The 19030-nt window shown below is 68.7% G+C and carries 23 protein-coding genes; 7 read left to right on the top strand and 16 right to left on the bottom strand.

All coding sequences use genetic code 11. The features are described 5' to 3' along the window. Positions 1-227: 227 nt before the first annotated feature. Positions 228-1307, top strand: a complete 1080-nt coding sequence (locus ABDC78_RS19450) for a PAS domain-containing protein (RefSeq protein WP_178359434.1) — start codon at positions 228-230, stop codon at positions 1305-1307. Here the strand turns inward: ABDC78_RS19450 and ABDC78_RS19445 are convergent. Genes ABDC78_RS19445 through ssd form a run of 7 tightly spaced genes read right to left on the bottom strand, consistent with a single transcriptional unit; the run spans position 1304 to position 5837 of the window. Then, positions 1304-1639 (bottom strand): Rv3654c family TadE-like protein, encoded by a 336-nt coding sequence (locus tag ABDC78_RS19445; protein ID WP_347133151.1) that lies wholly within the window; start codon positions 1637-1639, stop codon positions 1304-1306. The genes ABDC78_RS19450 and ABDC78_RS19445 overlap by 4 nt on opposite strands. Before the next feature lie 19 nt (positions 1640-1658). Then, positions 1659-1973, bottom strand: a complete 315-nt coding sequence (locus tag ABDC78_RS19440) for a TadE family type IV pilus minor pilin (protein ID WP_178359436.1) — start codon at positions 1971-1973, stop codon at positions 1659-1661. Between the two features lie 14 nt (positions 1974-1987). After that, complete coding sequence (locus ABDC78_RS19435) at positions 1988-2191, bottom strand: DUF4244 domain-containing protein (RefSeq protein WP_178359437.1); 204 nt, start codon at positions 2189-2191, stop codon at positions 1988-1990. Between the two features lie 22 nt (positions 2192-2213). After that, positions 2214-2786: a type II secretion system F family protein gene (locus ABDC78_RS19430; RefSeq protein WP_178359438.1), complete on the bottom strand. Its 573-nt coding sequence runs from the start codon at positions 2784-2786 to the stop codon at positions 2214-2216. Beyond that, the gene (locus ABDC78_RS19425; protein WP_178359439.1) at positions 2783-3568 is read right to left on the bottom strand and encodes a type II secretion system F family protein; all 786 of its coding nucleotides are present in this window, start codon (positions 3566-3568) and stop codon (positions 2783-2785) included. Before ABDC78_RS19425 ends, ABDC78_RS19430 begins: the two co-directional genes overlap by 4 nt. Continuing rightward, entirely contained in the window at positions 3565-4743 is a 1179-nt protein-coding gene (locus tag ABDC78_RS19420) for a TadA family conjugal transfer-associated ATPase (protein ID WP_178359440.1), read from the bottom strand. Before ABDC78_RS19420 ends, ABDC78_RS19425 begins: the two co-directional genes overlap by 4 nt. Further along, on the bottom strand, positions 4740-5837 hold the full coding sequence (gene ssd, locus ABDC78_RS19415; RefSeq protein ID WP_218620852.1) for a septum site-determining protein Ssd: 1098 nt from the start codon (positions 5835-5837) through the stop codon (positions 4740-4742). The genes ABDC78_RS19420 and ssd overlap by 4 nt, the downstream gene beginning before the upstream one ends. Positions 5838-6326: 489 nt before the next feature. On the opposite strand from ssd, the gene ABDC78_RS19410 reads away from it, so the two are divergent. Next, complete coding sequence (locus ABDC78_RS19410; RefSeq protein WP_347133522.1) at positions 6327-7115, top strand: HAD-IB family hydrolase; 789 nt, start codon at positions 6327-6329, stop codon at positions 7113-7115. 441 nt (positions 7116-7556) lie between these two features. Here ABDC78_RS19410 and ABDC78_RS19405 read toward each other — a convergent pair whose 3' ends face one another. Continuing rightward, complete coding sequence (locus ABDC78_RS19405; RefSeq protein WP_178359442.1) at positions 7557-8339, bottom strand: oxidoreductase; 783 nt, start codon at positions 8337-8339, stop codon at positions 7557-7559. A gap of 140 nt (positions 8340-8479) precedes the next feature. Here ABDC78_RS19405 and acs point away from each other — a divergent pair, with 140 nt between their 5' ends. Next, a complete protein-coding gene (gene acs, locus ABDC78_RS19400) occupies positions 8480-10441 on the top strand; it encodes an acetate--CoA ligase (protein ID WP_178359443.1) in 1962 nt (653 codons plus the stop codon). Between the two features lie 22 nt (positions 10442-10463). On the opposite strand, the gene ABDC78_RS19395 is transcribed toward acs, so the two are convergent. Next, a complete protein-coding gene (locus ABDC78_RS19395; RefSeq protein ID WP_178359461.1) occupies positions 10464-11132 on the bottom strand; it encodes a S1 family peptidase in 669 nt (222 codons plus the stop codon). A gap of 178 nt (positions 11133-11310) precedes the next feature. On the opposite strand from ABDC78_RS19395, the gene ABDC78_RS19390 reads away from it, so the two are divergent. Continuing rightward, complete coding sequence (locus tag ABDC78_RS19390) at positions 11311-11841, top strand: phage holin family protein (protein WP_178359444.1); 531 nt, start codon at positions 11311-11313, stop codon at positions 11839-11841. Beyond that, positions 11841-12800, top strand: a complete 960-nt coding sequence (locus ABDC78_RS19385) for an alpha/beta hydrolase (RefSeq protein WP_178359445.1) — start codon at positions 11841-11843, stop codon at positions 12798-12800. Before ABDC78_RS19390 ends, ABDC78_RS19385 begins: the two co-directional genes overlap by 1 nt. On the opposite strand, the gene marP is transcribed toward ABDC78_RS19385, so the two are convergent. From marP to nth, 4 genes are read right to left on the bottom strand one after another with little or no spacing between them, the layout of a single operon-like run. Then, entirely contained in the window at positions 12797-13984 is a 1188-nt protein-coding gene (gene marP, locus ABDC78_RS19380) for an acid resistance serine protease MarP (RefSeq protein ID WP_178359446.1), read from the bottom strand. The two genes, ABDC78_RS19385 and marP, sit on opposite strands and share 4 nt — an antisense overlap. Then, positions 13981-14781, bottom strand: coding sequence for a CoA pyrophosphatase (locus ABDC78_RS19375; protein WP_178359447.1), 801 nt, complete (start codon positions 14779-14781; stop codon positions 13981-13983). The genes marP and ABDC78_RS19375 overlap by 4 nt, the downstream gene beginning before the upstream one ends. Positions 14782-14783: 2 nt before the next feature. Next, positions 14784-15440: a TlpA disulfide reductase family protein gene (locus ABDC78_RS19370; RefSeq protein WP_178359448.1), complete on the bottom strand. Its 657-nt coding sequence runs from the start codon at positions 15438-15440 to the stop codon at positions 14784-14786. 19 nt (positions 15441-15459) lie between these two features. Continuing rightward, positions 15460-16140, bottom strand: a complete 681-nt coding sequence (nth, locus tag ABDC78_RS19365) for an endonuclease III (protein ID WP_347133521.1) — start codon at positions 16138-16140, stop codon at positions 15460-15462. Positions 16141-16434: 294 nt separating this feature from the next. On the opposite strand from nth, the gene ABDC78_RS19360 reads away from it, so the two are divergent. Continuing rightward, positions 16435-16728 (top strand): hypothetical protein, encoded by a 294-nt coding sequence (locus ABDC78_RS19360; protein ID WP_218620866.1) that lies wholly within the window; start codon positions 16435-16437, stop codon positions 16726-16728. A 103-nt stretch (positions 16729-16831) separates the two neighbouring features. Next, a complete protein-coding gene (gene crp, locus ABDC78_RS19355; protein WP_003931718.1) occupies positions 16832-17506 on the top strand; it encodes a cAMP-activated global transcriptional regulator CRP in 675 nt (224 codons plus the stop codon). Positions 17507-17543: 37 nt separating this feature from the next. Here the strand turns inward: crp and ABDC78_RS19350 are convergent, their stop codons facing one another. From ABDC78_RS19350 to ABDC78_RS19340, 3 genes are read right to left on the bottom strand one after another with little or no spacing between them, the layout of a single operon-like run. Next, positions 17544-18356, bottom strand: a complete 813-nt coding sequence (locus tag ABDC78_RS19350) for an MBL fold metallo-hydrolase (protein ID WP_178359450.1) — start codon at positions 18354-18356, stop codon at positions 17544-17546. A 19-nt stretch (positions 18357-18375) separates the two neighbouring features. After that, complete coding sequence (locus ABDC78_RS19345; RefSeq protein ID WP_178359451.1) at positions 18376-18834, bottom strand: RidA family protein; 459 nt, start codon at positions 18832-18834, stop codon at positions 18376-18378. Continuing rightward, positions 18831-18992 carry a DUF4177 domain-containing protein gene (locus ABDC78_RS19340; RefSeq protein WP_014817956.1) on the bottom strand — a complete coding sequence of 54 codons (162 nt, stop codon included), beginning with the start codon at positions 18990-18992 and terminating at the stop codon, positions 18831-18833. Before ABDC78_RS19340 ends, ABDC78_RS19345 begins: the two co-directional genes overlap by 4 nt. Between the last annotated feature and the right edge of the window lie 38 nt (positions 18993-19030).

Here is a 19030-nt window from a genome sequence, read left to right as displayed (position 1 = left end):
AAGACCGCGGCATGGCACGAAACACGGCGGCAACCAGGCTGGACTGCGGGATGCGTTTCCGACCCCGCAAACCAGGCTTGGAGGGAAATTACCTTGTGAAAGCGTCGGCTGCAACAAGCTGCTGAGCAGGTCCGACGGTACGCGTGCGTACTCGGCAGCGGGGGAATGCGAATTCCGTTGCGCCGCGTTTCACGGGCGGTTATCTACCCGTCGGTAAGATTTCTGTCATGACCCACGACTGGGTGCTCGTGGAGACACTGGGCAGTGAGCCTGCCGTCGTCGCCGAAGGCGCACACACCAAGAATCTGATACCGATCAGCGCGTACCTCCGACGTGATCCGAACCTGATGGCCATCCAGACTGCGATCGGTGAAACTGTGCGGGCCGGTAAAGGACTGAGCAGCATCACGCCCAAGAACCACCGGGTGATCCGTACCGAGGTCGTCCAGATGTCCGACGGCCGGATCCACGGGGTCCAGATCTGGGTCGGCGCGCCCGATGAGGAACCGCCGCCACGGCCGGTGGTCGGCGCTCTGATCTGGGATCTCACCCGGGGCACCGCAACCGACACCCCGGAGTCGTTGTCGATCGGGGGATGGGATCCGGCCAAGGAGTCCACCCAGGGGCGGGCGTTTGCCGACGACCTTCCCCGCCGCGACCTGAACCCCAACGAGGCCGAGGTCATCGGCATGGTGATCAAACCCGAGGACGGGGTGACGATCTGCAATACCTGGGACGTCACCGACTACCGGGGCGAGCGGATCACGGTGGGTTTTGTCGCCCGGTCGCTGCCGGAGGATCCCGACGACGACAAGGTGCGGTTGATCTGCCGGGCGATGAACTGGCGCAGCGTGCAGGAGGGTCCGGGCATCCAGGAGGACCTGCTGGGCCAGCGGATCCTCGACAGCATGGCCGAACCCGGCGTCCACCGCGCGCTGGTCGACCCGAGGCACTGGTCGTTGCTGAAGTGGCTCGACGATCCCGTGCCGTTCTTCGACTGGCGCGCAGGCATTGTCGGCGACCGGGCTCATCCCGACGATCAGGCCACGCTCGCCGCGATGGCCGCAGAGTTCGAGACCGGCACCACCTCCGGGGTGCTGCGGATGGTGGCGCACCATGGCGGGTGGATCCCGGTCCACGTCAGGGTGCACCGTGTCGAACTCGACAAGGGCGTCTATGCCGGCCTGGCAGCGTTTCGGTTGCCCACCGGGGAAGAACTCGCCGTCGCTGGTTTTGTGGAATCCGAAGAGCCGACCCGCGGCACTCGCAAGCCACGCCCACGCAGGGAGAGGGCGACTAAGACCTAGTCGTCCCGGGAGACTCGGCTCCCCGCGGGACCCGCCCTGGCCACTGCCCGGGCCGGTTCCATCTCGGCCGGCCCGAGCGATCGCGAAGCCTCCACCGTGACAACGACATCGAGCCCGTCCACCCTGCATGCCACCGCGACCGTGCCCATCGCACGCGCCAGCGACGAGGCCTGTCCGCAGGCGATGTGAGCGCCCGCCGGCAGGCCCGCCGCACCCGCGAGGGCGGCAAGGTCTGCTGCAGCCTGCGCCCGGTGCCGGGCGATGACCGCCGCGCCGACATACGCTCCGCCCACGGTCACCGCCAGCAACGCGGCGACCATCACGGCCGCCATCAGACTGACCGATCCTCGCTCACCCTGCAGCCGGCTCGAGCAGTGCGACGGCATCGGCCCTGATCGGGATCCCCGGCAGCAGAATCGATTTTGCGGTGACGACCGCGACGACATGGTCACCGTCGTGGCGTAGCTCCAGTACTGAACCCGCCGGGGCGACCCTGCGCGCCGCCCGGTCGGCACCGTCGCCGTCACCGCGTGCAGCCAGGCGCGCGGCCTCCCGCGCGGCGTCGACGCAGCGCACCTGCATGGAGACCGCGGTGAGGCCAGCGGTGCACATGACGAGGACGGCCACCAGCGCGAGAACGGCGAAAGCCGCTTCCACAGTGACCATTCCGGATTCACCACCTAGACGTTGGTGTTGAGCGCCCGGCTGATGATGTTGGTCAGCGCACCGACGATGGAATCCCCGGTGACAACGGTGTAGAGGATTGCACCGAACGCCGCTGCGGCCACGGTGCCGATCGCATACTCGACGGTGGACATGCCGTCGTCGGCCACCGCGAGGACCACCAGGCGGCTGCGCAGGTCCCGAAAGCGTTGTCTCATCATGGATTATCTCCTTCATTTTCGGTCACAGCACCCCAGAGCGCAGGACTTCGCCGGCCAGTCCGGCAACAACGGGCAGGATGCCCAGGCACAGGAATGCAGGCAGATAGCAGAGCCCGAGGGGCCCGGCGATCAACACCGAGGCGCGCTCAGCCTTCGCGGTCGCCCCATCGGCCGCATCACCACGCAATTGAACGGCGAGATCCTCGATTCCCTGGGCCAGCGCCACGCCCGAGGACGCGGATCGACGCGCCATCCTCAGGAACGCCTGCATGTGCTTGTCCGCCTGCTCCACCGGACTCGACCATGCCGTGGCGGGGTCGGCCCCCAGTGCCAGCAGATCGGCGGCACGGCCGAGCAGTGCCGCCATGTGAACCGGAGCGGACTCGGCCACTCCTGCCGCAGCGCTCGACACCGCCATCCCGGAGCGCAGGCACGCGGCGAGCACATCCAGGCTCGCCGCCACAGCGAGCGCGTCGTCGGCCTCCTGGCGAGGCGCACGGTGGCCCACCGGGTGCGCATCGACCTGGAGCCTGGCTGTCGATGCGCCGGGCAGAATGAGAACGGAAGCAGCAAGAAGCACTGCCGCCCAGATCATGTCAGCACTCGCGAGATGATCCGGTCCGACCAGAGCAGACCGCAGCAGATCAGTCCGCAGCCGACAATCAGCAGCCACCCGCCCGGCCCCGCACCGAACAGGAAGTTCAGCGGGTCGGCCCCGATCATCTGGCCGAGCAGCACACCGAGCAGCGGCAGCCCGGCGAGGATCGCCGCGGTCGCGCGAGCGCCGGCCATACCGGCCTCCACGCGCCCGTGGAATCGTTCGCGCTCGACGATGTCGCGCTGGGCGGTCTGCATCAGCGTCGCGATCGGCAGCCCATGTGTCTGGGCCAACTGCCAGCACACCGCCAACCTGTCCCAGTGCCCCGGCGAGGTCGATCGCTGCGCCTCGGCGCGCAGTCCGGCCGCCACGTCGGCTCCCAGAGCGGCGCGGGCACCGACTGCGCTCAGCGACCGGGCGACGCCTCCGTTCGACTCGTCGGCCGCGACGCCGATCGCAGCGACCGGGTGCGCGCCGACCCGCAGCTCGCCCACCAGCACATCAAGCGCACCCTGCAGGTCGGCTGCCTCCCGGCGGCGGGCACGCGCGCGAAGCGCGAGGCGGCGACGTGCAAGCAGCGTGGTGACCACCAGGCCGAGCGCGAGCACGACGGCCCCCGGAACCCACAGCAGCATCACAGCGCACCCGGCCACGGCACTCAACGCCACCGGAGGCCGGCGACGGTGGCGCTGCGGCTGCAGAAGCACCCGCGTGCGCCACCGGGCCGCATCAGGGTTGACCAGCACGGCCAGCGCGAGTGCCAGCGCCGCGCCGGTCATCGCCCACCCCTGGCGCGGATCAAGGTGTCCAGCGCAGCAGCGCCGGGGCCGAATCCGTCGCCTCTGCTCCAACAGGGCAGCACATTCACCAGACCGTTCTCACCGCGCTGCAACAGCCCCACCTCGCTGAGGCAGCGGCGACCCGCGCGGTCACGGGTGACGTGCAGAACCACCTGGATCGCGGCGGCGAGTTGGCTGTGCAATGCCGCGCGACCGAGTCCACCGAGTGCGGCCAGCGCTTCGAACCGGGCCGGCACCTCTGCCGGGTTGTTGGCGTGGACCGTGCCGGCACCACCGTCGTGTCCGGTGTTCAGCGCGGCCAGCAGGTCGACGACCTCGGCCCCGCGGACCTCGCCGATGACGATCCGGTCGGGTCGCATCCGCAATGCCTGCTTGACGAGGTCGCGCACGGTCACCTCACCGACCCCCTCGACGTTGGCGAAGCGGGCGACCAACTTGACCAGGTGCGGATGCCGGGGCGCCAGCTCGGCGGCGTCCTCCACGCACACGACCCGCTCGCGGGCTGCCACCGCACCGAGCATGGCTGCCAGCAGAGTCGTCTTGCCTGCCCCGGTGCCGCCGGAGACGATGAAGGCCAGCCGGGCGGCGATGATGTCGCGCAACAACTTTCCTGCCTCGATGTCGATCGCCCCGCTGTCAACCAGCGCATCGAGACCCTGGGTCGCCGGCCGCAGCACCCGAAGTGACAGGCACGTGCCGCCCGCCGCGATCGGGGGCAGCACGGCGTGGAATCGGACTGTCGGCGTTGCGCCCGTGTGGTCTGTCGTCCACTGGCCGAGGTGCCCGTCCACCCACGGTTGAGCCTCGTCGAGGCGGCGCCCCGCGCTCAACGCCAGCCGCTGCGCGAGGCGGCGGACGGCGGCTTCGTCAGCGAATCGGATCGAGCTTCGTCGCAAACCGTCGCCGTCGTCGACCCAGACGGCGTCCGGGGCCGTCACCAACACGTCGGTGGTACCGGGGGCACACAGCAGCGGCTCCAGGATTCCCGCGCCGACGAGTTCGGTCTGCAGTTCACGCAGATTGGTCAGCACCTCGGTGTCACCGAGCACACCACCGGACTCCGCCCGGATGGCGGCGGCCACGACGCTGGGCCGCAACGGGACCCCCTCGGCCGCCAGTCGCTCACGGACGCGATCGATCAGCGACGCGCTCATGCCGCAGGTTCCGTTGCGTGCACCAGCTGCGGATTCTGGCTAAGCACGTCGAGGACCTTGCGAGCCGCGCCGCCCAGCGGCGAACGCCTACCGAGCCTCAGCCCGCCGCGCTCGAGCTGAGGCTGCAGGCCCGGTTCCGGGCGCATCGACGCCAGTACCGGCAGCCCGACGATCCGGCCGACATCGACCGAACTGAGGCCGCCCGGGGACGGTCCCCGCACCACCACGCCGGCGTTCGGGTTGCTGCCCGCGGCCCACTGCGCGACTGCGGCGGAGGCCGCGCAGGAACGCAGGTCGGCCGTGGTCACCAGCACCATCAGATCCGCAGCGGCCAAGGCGGTCTCGGCGGCAGGCGTCGGTTGTCGGGCCACATCGCACACCACCGTCACCCCCGCGCGACTTCCGGCGTCGATCACCGCCCCGAGCGCGAGCGGGCCGACTTCGTTGCTGGCGGGACCACCAGACAACATCCGACTGCCCGACAGCACGCTGACCCCGGCGCGTCCGGGCAGCGCGTCACGCAGTGCCGGAAAGCTCAGCCGACCCCCGGCCGACGAGAGATCGGGCCAGCGCAGCCCCGGCTCGGTCTCGCTTCCGAGCACCAGATCGAGCCCACCGCCCCACGGATCGCCGTCCACCAGGAGTGCCTGCGAGGTCGACTGGGCCAGTGCAGTGGCGAACACCGATGCCCCGGCCCCGCCCCGACCTGCAAGAACGGCCACGACGGCGCCACGTCCGGCGGCCTCCAGCGACGCTTCCGTGGCGTCGGAGAGGGCCGCCATCAACTCGCGGTCGTGTGTGGGCAAAATCACAACTTTTTGCGCGCCGACAGCAACAGCGGCCTCCCACTCGGCCGGACCAGGGGCTGAGCGGCTGACCAGCAGGACCCGGCCGCGGCGGGGCAGCCCACGTTTCGCGCAGCGCCGGGCGGCGTCGGCGTCCAGAAGAATCGCCGCCGCGCTCGTCCACACCCTGCGACTCGAAGGATCACTGGTCCGCACGACATTCAGGCCCGCAGCAGCGACAACACGATCGATGTCCGCGTTGAGCGCCGGGTCGGCGATCACGGTCAGAATCCCTGCGGCGGTCGTCATGGCTCCAGCGTCGGCGTCCGCGGACGGTCGGGAAAGAGCGCGGTCGCAAACTGTGGATCAAACCGAATTTGGGGACAAATCACCCGACTGCATCTGTGACGAAAATGACGTTCCGCAACTTTTTGGACTTCGGGATATCTATCCGCTTTGCGAAAACACCCCACAAAAGGGACGACCCCCGCCAGGGGGGGAGGAGGCGGAGGTCGTCGTGTATCAGCCCCGGGGGGTCGGGCTGATGCACACCCGGCCGAAGCCGAGTGATTCCCACTATACACACGGCGGAGTGGGCTGGCGCAAGTACCGAAACGCCGGGAAGTCGCCTCCGACCGGGAAAAATAACAGTCACAGACACGTGTCGTGAACTGCCATTTTGTACGATCCGCCGCAATTTGTTACGCACATCCCCCCTATGCTGGCGTTGTGACCTCACCCGACCCGGCGGCAAGGGGTAGCGCAGCGCCCGACAACCCCGCTTCATCGGATCGCCCCGTGCGCACTGCGGCGTTCTTCGATCTTGACAAAACCGTGATCGCAAAATCGAGCACCCTGGCTTTCAGCAAACCGTTCTTGAGCCAAGGGCTAATCAATCGGCGCGCAGTTCTGAAGTCGTCGTACGCCCAATTCCTCTTTCTGATGTCGGGCGCCGACCACGACCAGATGGACCGGATGCGCTCATACCTGACGAACATGTGCACCGGGTGGGACGTCGAACAGGTCAAGTCGATCGTGGGCGAGACACTGCACGACATCGTGGATCCGCTGGTCTTCGCCGAGGCCGCCGAACTCATCGCCGACCACAAACTGTGCGGTCGCGATGTCGTCGTGGTGTCGGCGTCCGGGGAGGAGATCGTGGCACCGATCGCCCGCGCGCTCGGTGCCACCCATGCGATGGCCACCCGGATGGTCGTCGAGGACGGCAAGTACACGGGCGAGATCGCGTTCTACTGCTACGGGGAGGGCAAGGTCGAGGCCATCCGTGCACTGGCCGCGCGTGAGGGTTACGCACTCGAGCATTGCTACGCCTACTCCGACTCGGTCACCGACCTGCCGATGCTCGAAGCCGTGGGCCATCCCACGGTGGTGAACCCGGATCGCGCGCTGCGCAAGGAAGCCGGCTCGCGCGGATGGCCCGTACAGACGTTCTCCAAGCCGGTGTCGCTGCGGGACCGGCTGCCCGCGCCCTCGGGTGCCGCCGTCGCCACCACGGCGGCCGTCGGCGTGAGCGCGCTCGCGGCCGGCGCGCTCACCTACACGCTGCTCCGCCGTTTCGCGTTCTGACGGGTGCCTTCGGCGCAGTTGCCAGCGCCCCGGGCGTAACGATCGGGGATCACGGGCCAATTGGCCCTTGCTGTGACTGGGGTCACGTAGTACAAAGGAAGCACGGAAGCCGGGTGAGGCCAAGGTCGAGCCGGAAGAGAAGGTTCGATCTCCCGATCTCGGTTCCCCAGCACGGGTCCCGGAACCCACGCGGAGCACATACCGCGAAATAGGTAGAAGCGTTGCGGGCCTGCGGAATTGCGAAAACCGAACGATATGTCAGCCCTTTGGGTGGGGTCCACAGTCGTAGCGATTCGCAAGAACGCCGAGGCCACCCACGCAACCCCAACGAGCACGCTTGGTAACCGGAATCCGTGCTAGCGGGCGGCGAACCGAAGTACTTTCGAATTACTTCGGGGCGTCGCCCGCTTCATGCTTTGCTGGCGGCGCTCCGTTGCCGGGTCATGCAGTCGTCGAGGTGGCGATGGACAACGCCTCCCGCGCCCCGGCGCGCAGTGCTTCGTTGCTGAGCACCAACCACGCCGCGAGGCCCTCGGGGGTGCCCGACGCGAAGCCCCGCGCCGCGGCCCGGTAGTCGCCGGAGCGACTCATCCAGTGCACTTCGGGAACGCCGAGACCGTGCGGGTCCAGCCCGCTGGCGATGGTCACCAACCGCGACACCGCGCGGGCCACCACACCGTCGGCGCTGCCGAACGGCGCCAGCGTGAGCAGTTCCCCGTGCACCACGCCGGCCAGAACCGTCGCCGGTACCCGCGTCTGGCCGGTCACCACGTCGGCGAGCAACTCGAGTCGGCGTCCCACACCGACGTCGGCGCGCGGCCGTCCCAGTTCCGCACCATCAACCAGATCCGTAGCCGCCAGCGAGTGCAGCCTGGCGATGGCCTGCAGCGGCGCGCGCCGCCACACACCGACGAGGGCACCTTCACCACCTTCGAGAGCTTCGGCCACCCTGAGCGCACCGGCGAGGACCGGATCCCGGCGGGCTTCCTCGGATCCGTCAGTGGAGAACTGCAGGGGTCCGCCGTCGAGCACCGAGGATGCCCGCGCGGCCCGCAGGGAAGCCTCGGCTGCTGTCTTCGGCCAGCCGCGCAGGTTGGTGCGATGCCGATGTGCCTTGCCCAGCGCCTCGCGCGCCTCATCACCGGCCTGCGCGACCCCGGGTAGCTGCGCCAGAGGGGCCAGCGGGTCTCCGCCGGCGGAGTGCTTCGAGGTACCGGCCGTCACACCCGCCCACGCTAGCCGACCGCGCGGACGCTACCGCTGGACCCGCGATTTGTGACGCTCGTCGCTCGAACGATGCCGCCTGCAGCCCCGCGTGTGAGTTGCCGACGACGATGCAACCTCGGGTGACTACCCTCACAGTCATGACCGAGACGCCAGTGGAAGCCCAGACTTCCTATCCTCCGTCCGCTGAATTCGCCGCCGAGGCCAATGCGACCGAGGCGATGTACGACCAGGCGGAGTCAGACCGGTTGGAGTTCTGGGCAACCCAGGCAAACCGCCTGAGCTGGGAGACCCCGTTCACGGAGGTGCTCGACTGGTCTGAGGCCCCCTTCGCCAAGTGGTTCGTCGGCGGCAAGCTCAACGTGGCCTACAACTGCGTGGACCGCCATGTCGAGGCCGGCAACGGCGACCGGGTCGCGATCCACTGGGAGGGCGAACCGGTCGGCGACGCCCGCGACATCACCTACGCCCAACTCCAGGACGAGGTCTGCCAGGCTGCCAACACTCTCGCCGGGCTGGGGCTGGAATCCGGCGACCGGGTCGCCATCTACATGCCGATGGTGCCTGAGGCCATCATCGCGATGCTGGCCTGCGCGCGACTGGGCGCCATGCACTCGGTGGTGTTCGCCGGGTTCTCCGCCTCGGCGCTGAAGGCACGGATCGACGATGCCCAGGCCAAGTTGGTCATCACCTCCGACGGGCAGTTCCGCCGCGGCAAGCCGGCTCCGTTGAAGCCCGGGGTGGACGAGGCGATCGAGGGCCTCGGTGACGACAGCCCGGTCGAACACGTACTCGTGGTGCGGCGCACCGGAATCGACGTGCCGTGGACCGAGGGGCGCGACCTGTGGTGGGACGAGACCGTCCCGAAGGCCTCGACCGAGCACACCCCCGAAGCGTTCGATTCCGAGCACCCGCTCTACCTGCTGTACACCTCGGGCACCACCGGAAAGCCCAAGGGCATCATGCACACCTCCGGTGGCTACCTGACCCAGGCCTCCTACACCCACTACAACGTGTTCGACGTCAAGCCGGACAAGGACGTGTACTGGTGCACCGCCGACATCGGCTGGGTCACCGGGCACACCTACATCGTCTACGGGCCGCTGTCGAACGGCGTCACCCAGGTCGTCTACGAGGGAACGCCGGCCTCGCCCGATGAGCACCGGCACTTCCAGGTGATCGAAAAGTACGGTGTCACAATCTATTACACCGCCCCCACCGTCGTGCGCACATTCATGAAGTGGGGTCGGCAGCTACCCGCCGAGCACGACCTGTCCAGCCTGCGGCTCCTCGGGTCGGTCGGCGAGCCGATCAACCCCGAGGCGTGGCGCTGGTACCGGATGGCCTTCGGTGGCGAGAAGACGCCGATCGTCGACACCTGGTGGCAGACCGAGACCGGCGCAGCGATGATCTCGCCGCTGCCCGGGGTGACCGCCTGCAAGCCCGGCTCGGCGATGCGTCCACTGCCGGGCATCTCCGCCAAGATCGTCGACGATGACGGCAACGAACTCGAGCCCAGCCCCGATCACGGCGAGCATGTCACCGGTTACCTGGTCCTCGACAAGCCGTGGCCGGCGATGCTGCGCGGCATCTGGGGTGATCCGGAGCGGTTCAAGGAGACCTACTGGTCGCGGTTCGCCAAGCAGGGCTGGTATTTCGCCGGTGACGGCGCCCGGTACGGCAGTGACGGCGAGATCTGGATTCTCGGACGTATCGACGACGTCATGAACATCTCCGGACACCGGATCTCCACTGCCGAGGTGGAATCCGCCCTCGTCGGCCACTCCGGGGTGGCCGAGGCCGCTGTCGTCGGTGCCACCGACGAGCAGACCGGTCAGGCCATCTGTGCGTTTGTCATCCTCAAGTCCAGTGCCCACGGCGGCGCCGAGAACATGGTCGACGAACTGCGCGCCGAGGTGGCGCGCGAGATCTCGCCGATCGCCAAACCGCGGGAGATCCACGTGGTGCCGGAACTGCCGAAGACCCGCAGCGGCAAGATCATGCGCCGGTTGCTACGTGACGTGGCCGAGGGCCGCGAACTCGGTGACACCTCGACCCTGGTCGACCCCAGCGTGTTCGAGGCGATCCGCGCCAGCAAGTAGCCGCCCGGGGTTCCTCTGACGGTTACGCGGCGCCGACCGGCACGAAGCCGCTGCCCGGCCGGCCCTTGGCGGTGATGTCGGCAAGCTGGGTGTTGAACGACATGGTCACCGCCGGGGTGTGCAGCGGGATGAACTTGATGACGCACGTCGGCAGCTCTTCGGAGAACGCCCCGTGGATCATGCCGACCAGCCGGTTGTTGACCGTGACAGGCGCTCCGGAGTCCCCGGGTTGGCCGCAGACCTGGTTGACAATGGTGCCGGGCTGCTCGCCGGGACCCCAGGTGACACCACACGAGTAACCGGTGGTGCGTCCGAGCTTGCAGGCGACGTCACCGAAGGTGGGGTCCGGGCCGAGCCCGTCGATGCGGAAGCCGTTCACGGAGCTGACCGGGGTGACCTTGGCCGGGTCGAACTGGATGACCGCGTAGTCCAGACCGTCGTTGCCGGCGACCATGGTGCCGACGACGCCGGCGTTCTCGGCTCCCTCGGCGGCCACCACCGCGCCCGGACCACCGCAGTGCGCGGAGGTGAAACCGATCAGGCTGCCGCGGTTGTCGGTGCCGATGGCGGTCAACGTGCACAGGGTCTCGCCGTCGACGACAAGGCCGGAGCCACCGCCGAGGGTCACCGGGGCGTCGGCGTGGGCGGGAGCGGCGACACCCGCCATCAGCACCGCGGTCGCCACCACCATCACGGCACGAAGCAGACGCAGGACACCAGGCTGGCCGCTGGTCCTCAAGAGACAACCCCAATCGACAAGCCCGACCCGCCGTACTGGAACCCGCGCAGTCTATCGTCACCGCGGAATCGTTTAGCGCGACGCCACGTGGCAACATGAACCGCGATATCAAACCGCGACCTGACAGCAGATGGGGAAGGAAGCCTCCGTGAGCGACCGCAAGAACGGCGTGCCGACCACCGTGACCTCGATACCGCTGGTGGACCCCCATGCGGTGAAGCCCGATCCGTCGATCGGCGATCTGGTCAAGGATGCGACGTCACAGGTGTCGACCCTGGTGCGCGCCGAGGTGGAGTTGGCCAAGGCGGAGATCACCCGTGACGTCAAGAAGGGCCTGACGGGCAGCGTCTTCTTCATCCTGGCGCTGGTGGTGCTGTTCTACTCGACGTTCTTCTTCTTCTTCTTCTTAGCGGAGTTGTTGGACAGTTGGCTGTGGCGCTGGGCGGCGTTCCTCATCGTGTTCGGGATCATGGTCGTGGTGACCGGGGTCCTGGCGCTGATCGGCTATCTGAAGGTGCGAAGGATTCGTGGCCCGCAGAAGACGATCGAGTCGGTCAAGGAGATCCCCGAAGCGCTGAGCCCCGGACACGACCGGGCCGCCAAAGCATTGGCCACCACCGACGGTAAGCCGGCGTCGACCGCTGACCCGTCAGGCTGGTAATGGCCCCGCCCGATCCGTCGGTGGTACGCATCGGCGGGCCGTGGCGCCATTTGGACGTGCACGCCAACGGGATTCGGTTCCACGTGGTCGAGGCCGAGCGCCGGACGAACCCCGATGACCGGTCGACTGCGCTGACGGACCGGCCACTGGTCATCCTGCTGCACGGCTTCGGCTCGTTCTGGTGGTCCTGGCGACACCAGTTGAAGGGTCTGACCGGCGCCCGAGTGGTGGCCGTCGACCTGCGCGGATACGGCAGCAGCGACAAACCTCCCCGTGGCTACGACGGGTGGACGCTGGCCGGGGACACGGCGGGACTGGTCCGCGCCCTGGGACACACCTCGGCCACCCTGGTGGGTCACGCCGACGGAGGCCTTGTCTGCTGGGCGACCGCGGTGCTGCACCCCAGGGCGGTCCACGCGATCGCGGTGGTCAGCTCTCCGCACCCCGCTGCGCTACGCACCTCCGTGTTGCGGCGGCGTGACCAGGGCAGGGCGTTGCTGCCGTGGATGTTGCGCTATCAGATGCCCGTATGGCCGGAACGCGCGCTGACCCGGCACGGCGGCGCCGAGCTCGAGCGGCTGGTGCGTAGTCGCGCCAGTGCCAAATGGCTGGCGAGCGAGGACTTCTCGGAGACCATCGGGCACCTGCGGCAGGCCATCCAGATTCCGTCGGCGGCTCACTCGGCGCTGGAGTATCAGCGTTGGGCGGTACGCAGCCAGCTGCGAAACGAGGGACGGCGCTTCATGCAGTCGATGAAGCGGCCGCTGTCGGTTCCCCTGCTGCATCTGCGCGGCGACGCCGACCCCTACGTGCTGGCGGATCCGGTGCGCCGAACTCAGCGGTACGCACCGCACGGGCGGTACGTGTCGATCGGTGGCGCCGGCCACTTCGCGCACGAGGAGGCGCCCGACGCCGTCAACGAGCAGCTGTCCCGGTTCCTGACGCAGGTCTACGGCTAGCTGATGCAGGTGCCGGTGGGCACCCGTTCCACATTGCCCACCCTGGCCATCTGCCGTGCCACCTCTTCGGCGGTCAGCACGAACCCGGTGTCGACGTCGTCGACGGCGGCGCCGAAGACCACACCGAGCACCTTGCCGCCGCGATTGATCATCGGGCCACCCGAATTGCCTTGTCGCACAGTCCCTCTGATCGTGTAGACCTCGCGGGTGACCGTGGTGGTGCGATAGATGTCGGGACCGTTGAGCTCGATGATCTCCCGGACGCGCGACGGCGTGGCCGTGAACTCTCCGCCGCCGGGATACCCCATCACGATGCCGTCGGTGCCCGGAGGGGCCTCGCCCTCGGCGAACTGCAGCGGCGCCGACGGCAGGTTGGGCACGTCGAGGATCGAGATGTCGGCGTCGGGATCGTAGGAGACCACGCCGGCGTCGTAGGTCTGACCGTCGACCTCGACGGTCACGCTCTCCGAACCGGCGACGACGTGGGCGTTGGACATCACCCGGTTCGGGGCGACGACGAACCCACTGCCCTCGAGCACTTTCTGGCAGCTCTGCGCGACACCGCGGACCTTCACCACGCTCGGCCGCGTCGTGCCGACCACTGCCGATTCGCTCAGCGACGCGTCGGGCGGATCGATCGCGGCGACCTCGGTGGGGCCGAACGGTTTGAGGACGTCGTGCAGCCCGGCGGTGTCCCACAGGGCGGAGAGCCGATTGGGCACCGATCGGAGCCAACTCGGCGCCACCGCGTCGACCTCGGCGATCACCTTCGAACCGCGGACCGCGGCGGCGAGGTTGGGCTGCGGAGAGGACGTCAGCGCAGTGCCCAGCAGCCAGGAGGCCGTCAGCACCAGAACCAGTTGCAGCGCCACGCCGACCACCGAGTCGAAGATGCGCAGGGTGGGGTTGCGGATCGCGCCGCGCACCGCCCTGCCGAGCACCACACCGGCGATCTCACCGATGACGACCAGCGCCAGGATCAGGAACAGCGTCACGAACAGCTTGGTCCGGGGTCCGCTGATGTGGTCGACCACGTGCGGGGCGAGCAGCACCCCCGCGACCGCGCCGAGGACCACCCCGACCAGGGCCAGCAGCGATCCGGGCGCACCTGACCGCCAGCCCGAGACGGCGGCGATGAACGCAACGGCGAGGATGGCTATGTCCAGCCATTGTGACGATGTCATAGTTGGGCATCACCGTAGCTGCCCTCGGCGTCCAGCAGCGCCATTGCGTCGCTGAGTTCCCGCACGTCGTCGGTGTCCCACGGGGTGGACCACCCCGCGACGTCGAGCATCGCCGCGATGACCTGCCCGGTGAATCCCCACACGAGCATCTCGTTGAGCAGGAACGCCGGCCCGGCCATTCGGCGGGTGTTCTCGCTGCGATACACCATGATCCGGTTCTCCGGATTGACGAATGCCCGCACCGGGACCCGCGCGACCAATGCGGTCTCGGACGCGTCGACGACGGCCACCGGACCTGGATCCGCCGAGTACGCGAGCACGGGCACGACATGAAAGCCCGATGGCGGGATGAACATCCGTTCCAGGGTTGCCAGCGGATGCAGCCGGCCCACGTCGATGCCGGTCTCCTCGGTGGCCTCCCGCAGTGCCGTGCCCACGGGTCCGCCGTCCCCGGGATCTGCTGCCCCGCCTGGGAAGGCCGCCTGTCCGGCGTGGTGGCGCAGCGTCGACGCCCGCACGGTGACGAGCAGATCGGCGTCCTCGGGCAGGGTTCCGGGCGCGCCGTCGGGCGGCCCGGAGAACAGCACCAGCACCGCGGCGTCGCGGCGGGTCCCCGACATCGCCGCGGTGGTGTTGGCGGCGGTCAGTGCAGCAAGAACCTCGGCAGGCACCCGGCGGCGGTAGGCGCGCCTGACGGCCTCAGGCTGATCGACGAGCGGGGTCAGCCAGGGCGGCGCGGCGGCGGGATACAGCTCGCCTGCGCCGTCGGCCCGACCAGCCTCATCCGTCCTCGCCAATTTCAGCCCACTCCCAACGTCGGGTCGACCGCTTCGGCGATTTCGTCGGCGGTGGCGAAGGACCGAGGCAGAATCTCGGCAACGCTACCGTCCGCGCGCAGAACCACGGTTGCCGGCATGACGTTGGGTACCTGCAACGCTGCGGCGACCGACCGACGGCCGTCCTGCAGGGTCGGCAACCGCACACCCAGTTCGGCGAGGCGGAGCAGGGCCGCGGTCTCGTTCTCGTCCTGGTGCACCGTCAGCACCGTCACCTCAGGTCCGACGCGGCGCTGATACTCGGCCATCGCGGGGAGTTCGTCGGTGCACGGCCCGCACCAGTAGGCCCACAGGTTCAGCACGACCGGACGGCCCGCGAGAGCCCGGGCGACATCGACCTGGGTGCCGTCGCCCGCGCACTCCAGCACGATGCCCCGCAGGGCCTCGGGCCCGGCGCCCGAGCCGGGTCCCGGACACGGCGCCAGGTCGGCCCGCGCCCGGGGGCCCGCAAGAGCCTGGGCGGTGTCGGCGTCGCGGCGGTCACGTGCCGAGACGGTGCCCGGCGACGACGAACTCGCGCCGGGGTCGCCGCCCGGGGCGGTCAGCTCCGACCAGAGCGCCGCGCTCAGCGCGACGACGACCACCAACGCGACGATGCTCCAGCGGGCCGACGCGCTCATCAGGACGGGTTTCAGGCGCCTAGAGCCCGGCGAGCGCGAGCAGGTGCTCGGTCTCGGGGCCCTTGACCAGGGGTGCGGCCACCGACGGGTCGGTGGGACCTTCGCCGAAGGACGGACAGTCCTTGGCCAGCACACACACGCCGCACGCCGGCTTGCGGGCGTGGCACACCCGCCGGCCGTGGAAGATCACCCGGTGGCTGAGCAGGGTCCACTCGCTGCGCTCGATGAGTTCGCCGACGGCGTGCTCGACCTTCACCGGATCTTCCAGTGAGGTCCAGCGCCAGCGACGGACCAGCCTCCCAAAATGGGTGTCGACGGTGATGCCGGGAACGTCGAAGGCGTTGCCGAGGATCACGTTGGCGGTCTTGCGGCCGACCCCGGGAAGCGTGACGAGTTCGTCGAGGGTCCTGGGGACCTCACCGTCGAACCGGGCCACCAACTCCTCGCCGAGCCGGATCAGTGAGTTGGCCTTGTTGCGGAAGAAGCCGGTGGGCCGGATCAGCTCTTCGAGTTCGGCACGGTCCGCCTGGGCGTAGTCGAGTGCGGTGCGGTACTTCGCGAACAACGCCGGGGTGGTCAGGTTGACGCGTTTGTCGGTGCTCTGCGCCGACAGGATCGTCGCGACCGCGAGCTCGAGCGGGTCGGTGAAGTCGAGCTCGCAATAGACATGCGGAAAAGCCTGCGCCAGAGTGCGGTTCATCCGGCGCGCACGCCGGACAAGGCCCAGCCGGGTTTCTTCGTCCCACTTGGCGCCCGACGTGCGGGCCGGCGCGCGCCGGACCCGTTTCTCACCGCCCGCGCCGCGCGCCGACGCCTGACCCACAGTCACCACCCCAGCCTACTGAGAAGGAACGACGCGCTACTGAGAAGGTGCGACGCGCCGAGGATCGGATCGGTTCTTAACGACGGCTGTTCGTGATCCTGCCGAGACCTTGGCCGTGTTTACTTCAGCCTTGTGTCGTGGTTGCTCGTTGCGCTGATCCCGGGGTTGCTGATGCTCGCGACCTTCGGGCTCGAGCGCGTCGAATCGAGCCTCGCCGCAGACACCCTGTCGGCAACCGACGTCGCCGAGTTCCTCGACCAAGCCGAGGCAGGCGACGTCGACACCCTTGCCCGTGACGGGATGGGACGCGCGCTGCACAGCCTTCATCAGCGGCTCGGCGAGCGGGACTCGGCGACCGCCGGGCTCGTCGAGCACATCCCCGCGCCGCGTTTGCCGACCCCCCAGTACTTCCATCACCACGCAAATACTGAGTTTCAGCAGACCCGGCACGCCAATCCTGTGTAGCGTGGGCAGGTCACGAAAAGGCATACCTCTAGACTGATCTCACGATCCAACTCGAGGCCGGCTCGTGCCTGTCTGATCACCTAACAGCTACAAGAGGGGCAACGTGGACGAGATCCTGGCCAGGGCCGGAATCTTCCAGGGGGTGGAACCCAGCGCCGTTTCCGCGCTGACCAAACAGCTACAGCCAGTGGACTTTCCCCGCGGGCACACGGTGTTCGCCGAGGGCGAGCCCGGGGACCGGCTGTACATCATCATCTCCGGGAAGGTGAAGATCGGCCGTCGCTCACCCGACGGTCGCGAGAACCTCCTCACGATCATGGGCCCGTCCGACATGTTCGGTGAGCTCTCGATCTTCGACCCGGGACCCCGGACCTCGAGTGCCACCACCATCACCGAGGTGCGCGCCGTGTCCATGGACCGCGAGGCGTTACGGGCGTGGATCGCTGACCGCCCCGAGATCGCCGAGCAGCTGCTGCGGGTGCTCGCCCGCCGGTTGCGGCGCACCAACAACAACCTCGCCGACCTCATCTTCACCGACGTTCCCGGCCGCGTCGCCAAGCAGCTGTTGCAGCTCGCTCAGCGTTTCGGCACGCAGGAGGGCGGCGCGTTGCGGGTCACGCACGACCTGACGCAGGAAGAGATCGCGCAGTTGGTCGGAGCGTCCCGCGAGACGGTCAACAAGGCCCTCGCCGACTTCGCCCACCGCGGTTGGATCCGCCTGGAGGGCAAGAGCGTGCTGATCTCGGATTCCGAACGCCTGGCGCGCCGAGCGAGGTAACGAGCGAGAATCCGGCGCCGAGCGAGGTAACGCAGTCTCAGCGGCGCAGGTAGTCCAACTGTGCCTGCACGCTCCATTCCGCTGCGTCCCAGAGCTTTTCGTCGACGTCGGTGTAGACATGCTCGACCACCTCGCGAGAGCTGGCGCCGTCGCCGAGATCGCGCAGCGCGCCGCGCACCTGGTCGAGTCGCTCCTCGCGATGCGCCAGATACGTCTCGCTGATCGCCACCATGTCGTCGAGTTCGGGGCCGTGCCCGGGGAGCACCGTCCAGTGCCCCAGGCCCCGGAGCCGGCGCAGCGATTCCAGATAGTCACCGAGGTCGCCGTCCTCGTTGTCGATGACGGTCGTACCGCGACCGAGGATGGTGTCTGCGGTCAGCACAGCACCCGTCCCGTCGCCGCGCCCGCCCCGGACGCCGTCGACGAGGAAGGACACCGAGTCCGCGGTGTGACCGGGGGTCGCCATCACCGTGATCCGCACACCGGCCGCGTCGATCAACTCACCGTCGGCGAGGGGTCCGCCCAGGCCGCGGAGGAACCCGCTGCCCACCGACCGGACCACAGCCCCCGTCATGTCCACGATCCGGTCGATACCGCCGGTGTGGTCGGAGTGGCGGTGGCTGATCAGCACCAGCGGAATCGGCCCCAGCGCGGCGAGGCGCTCGATGTGCTCGTCCTCCTCATCGGGGCCCGGGTCGACGACAACCATCTCGTCGCTGCCCGGTCCGCGCAGGACCCAGGTGTTGGTGCCTTCGAGCGTCATCAACCCCGGGTTGTCACACAGCAGCACCGACGCGGTTTCGGTGACCGGTCGGAGCACCCCGTAGGCGGGGTGCTCGAGAGGGGTCACGCGACCCCTGGCCGACGGGTCACGCCACCTCGAAGATCACTTCGACCTCTACCGGCGCGTTCAGCGGCAGTTCGGACACCCCGACCGCAGATCGGGCGTGCGCGCCGGCGTCTCCGAACACGTCGCCGAACAGCTCGGACGCGCCGTTGATCACACCGGGCTGGCCGCCGAAGCCGGGCGCGGAGGCCACGAAGCCCACGACCTTGACCACCCGCACCACCGAGTCGATACCCGTCAGCGAGTCGACGGCGGCAAGGGCGTTCAACGCGCACTGGCGGGCCAGTGCCTTGGCCTCGTCGGCGGACACCTCGGACCCGACCTTGCCGGCCATCGGCAGCTTTCCGTCGGTCATCGGCAGCTGACCGGCGGTGTAGACGAGGTTCCCGGTGCGCACGGCGGGTACGTAGGCAGCCACCGGCGCGACCACCGGCGGGATCGTGATGCTCAGCTCGGCGAGCCGGGCCGACCATCCGCTCATTTGGGGCGCTTGAGGTAGGCGACGTGCTGCTCCCCGGTCGGACCGGGCAGGACCGAGACCAGCTCCCAGCCGTCCTCACCCCACTGGTCCAGGATCTGTTTGGTGGCGTGTGTCAGTAGTGGGACGGTCGCGTACTCCCAGCGGGTCGGTTCGCTCATGCGGCTGAGCTTATCCGGCGGCCGACACGCTATGGCTA

Origin of the sequence: Mycobacterium sp. DL (genome assembly GCF_039729195.1) — a bacterium.
GTDB classification, from domain to species: Bacteria; Actinomycetota; Actinomycetes; order Mycobacteriales; family Mycobacteriaceae; genus Mycobacterium; species Mycobacterium hippocampi_A.
This window is presented reverse-complemented; position numbering and strand designations above follow the sequence as displayed.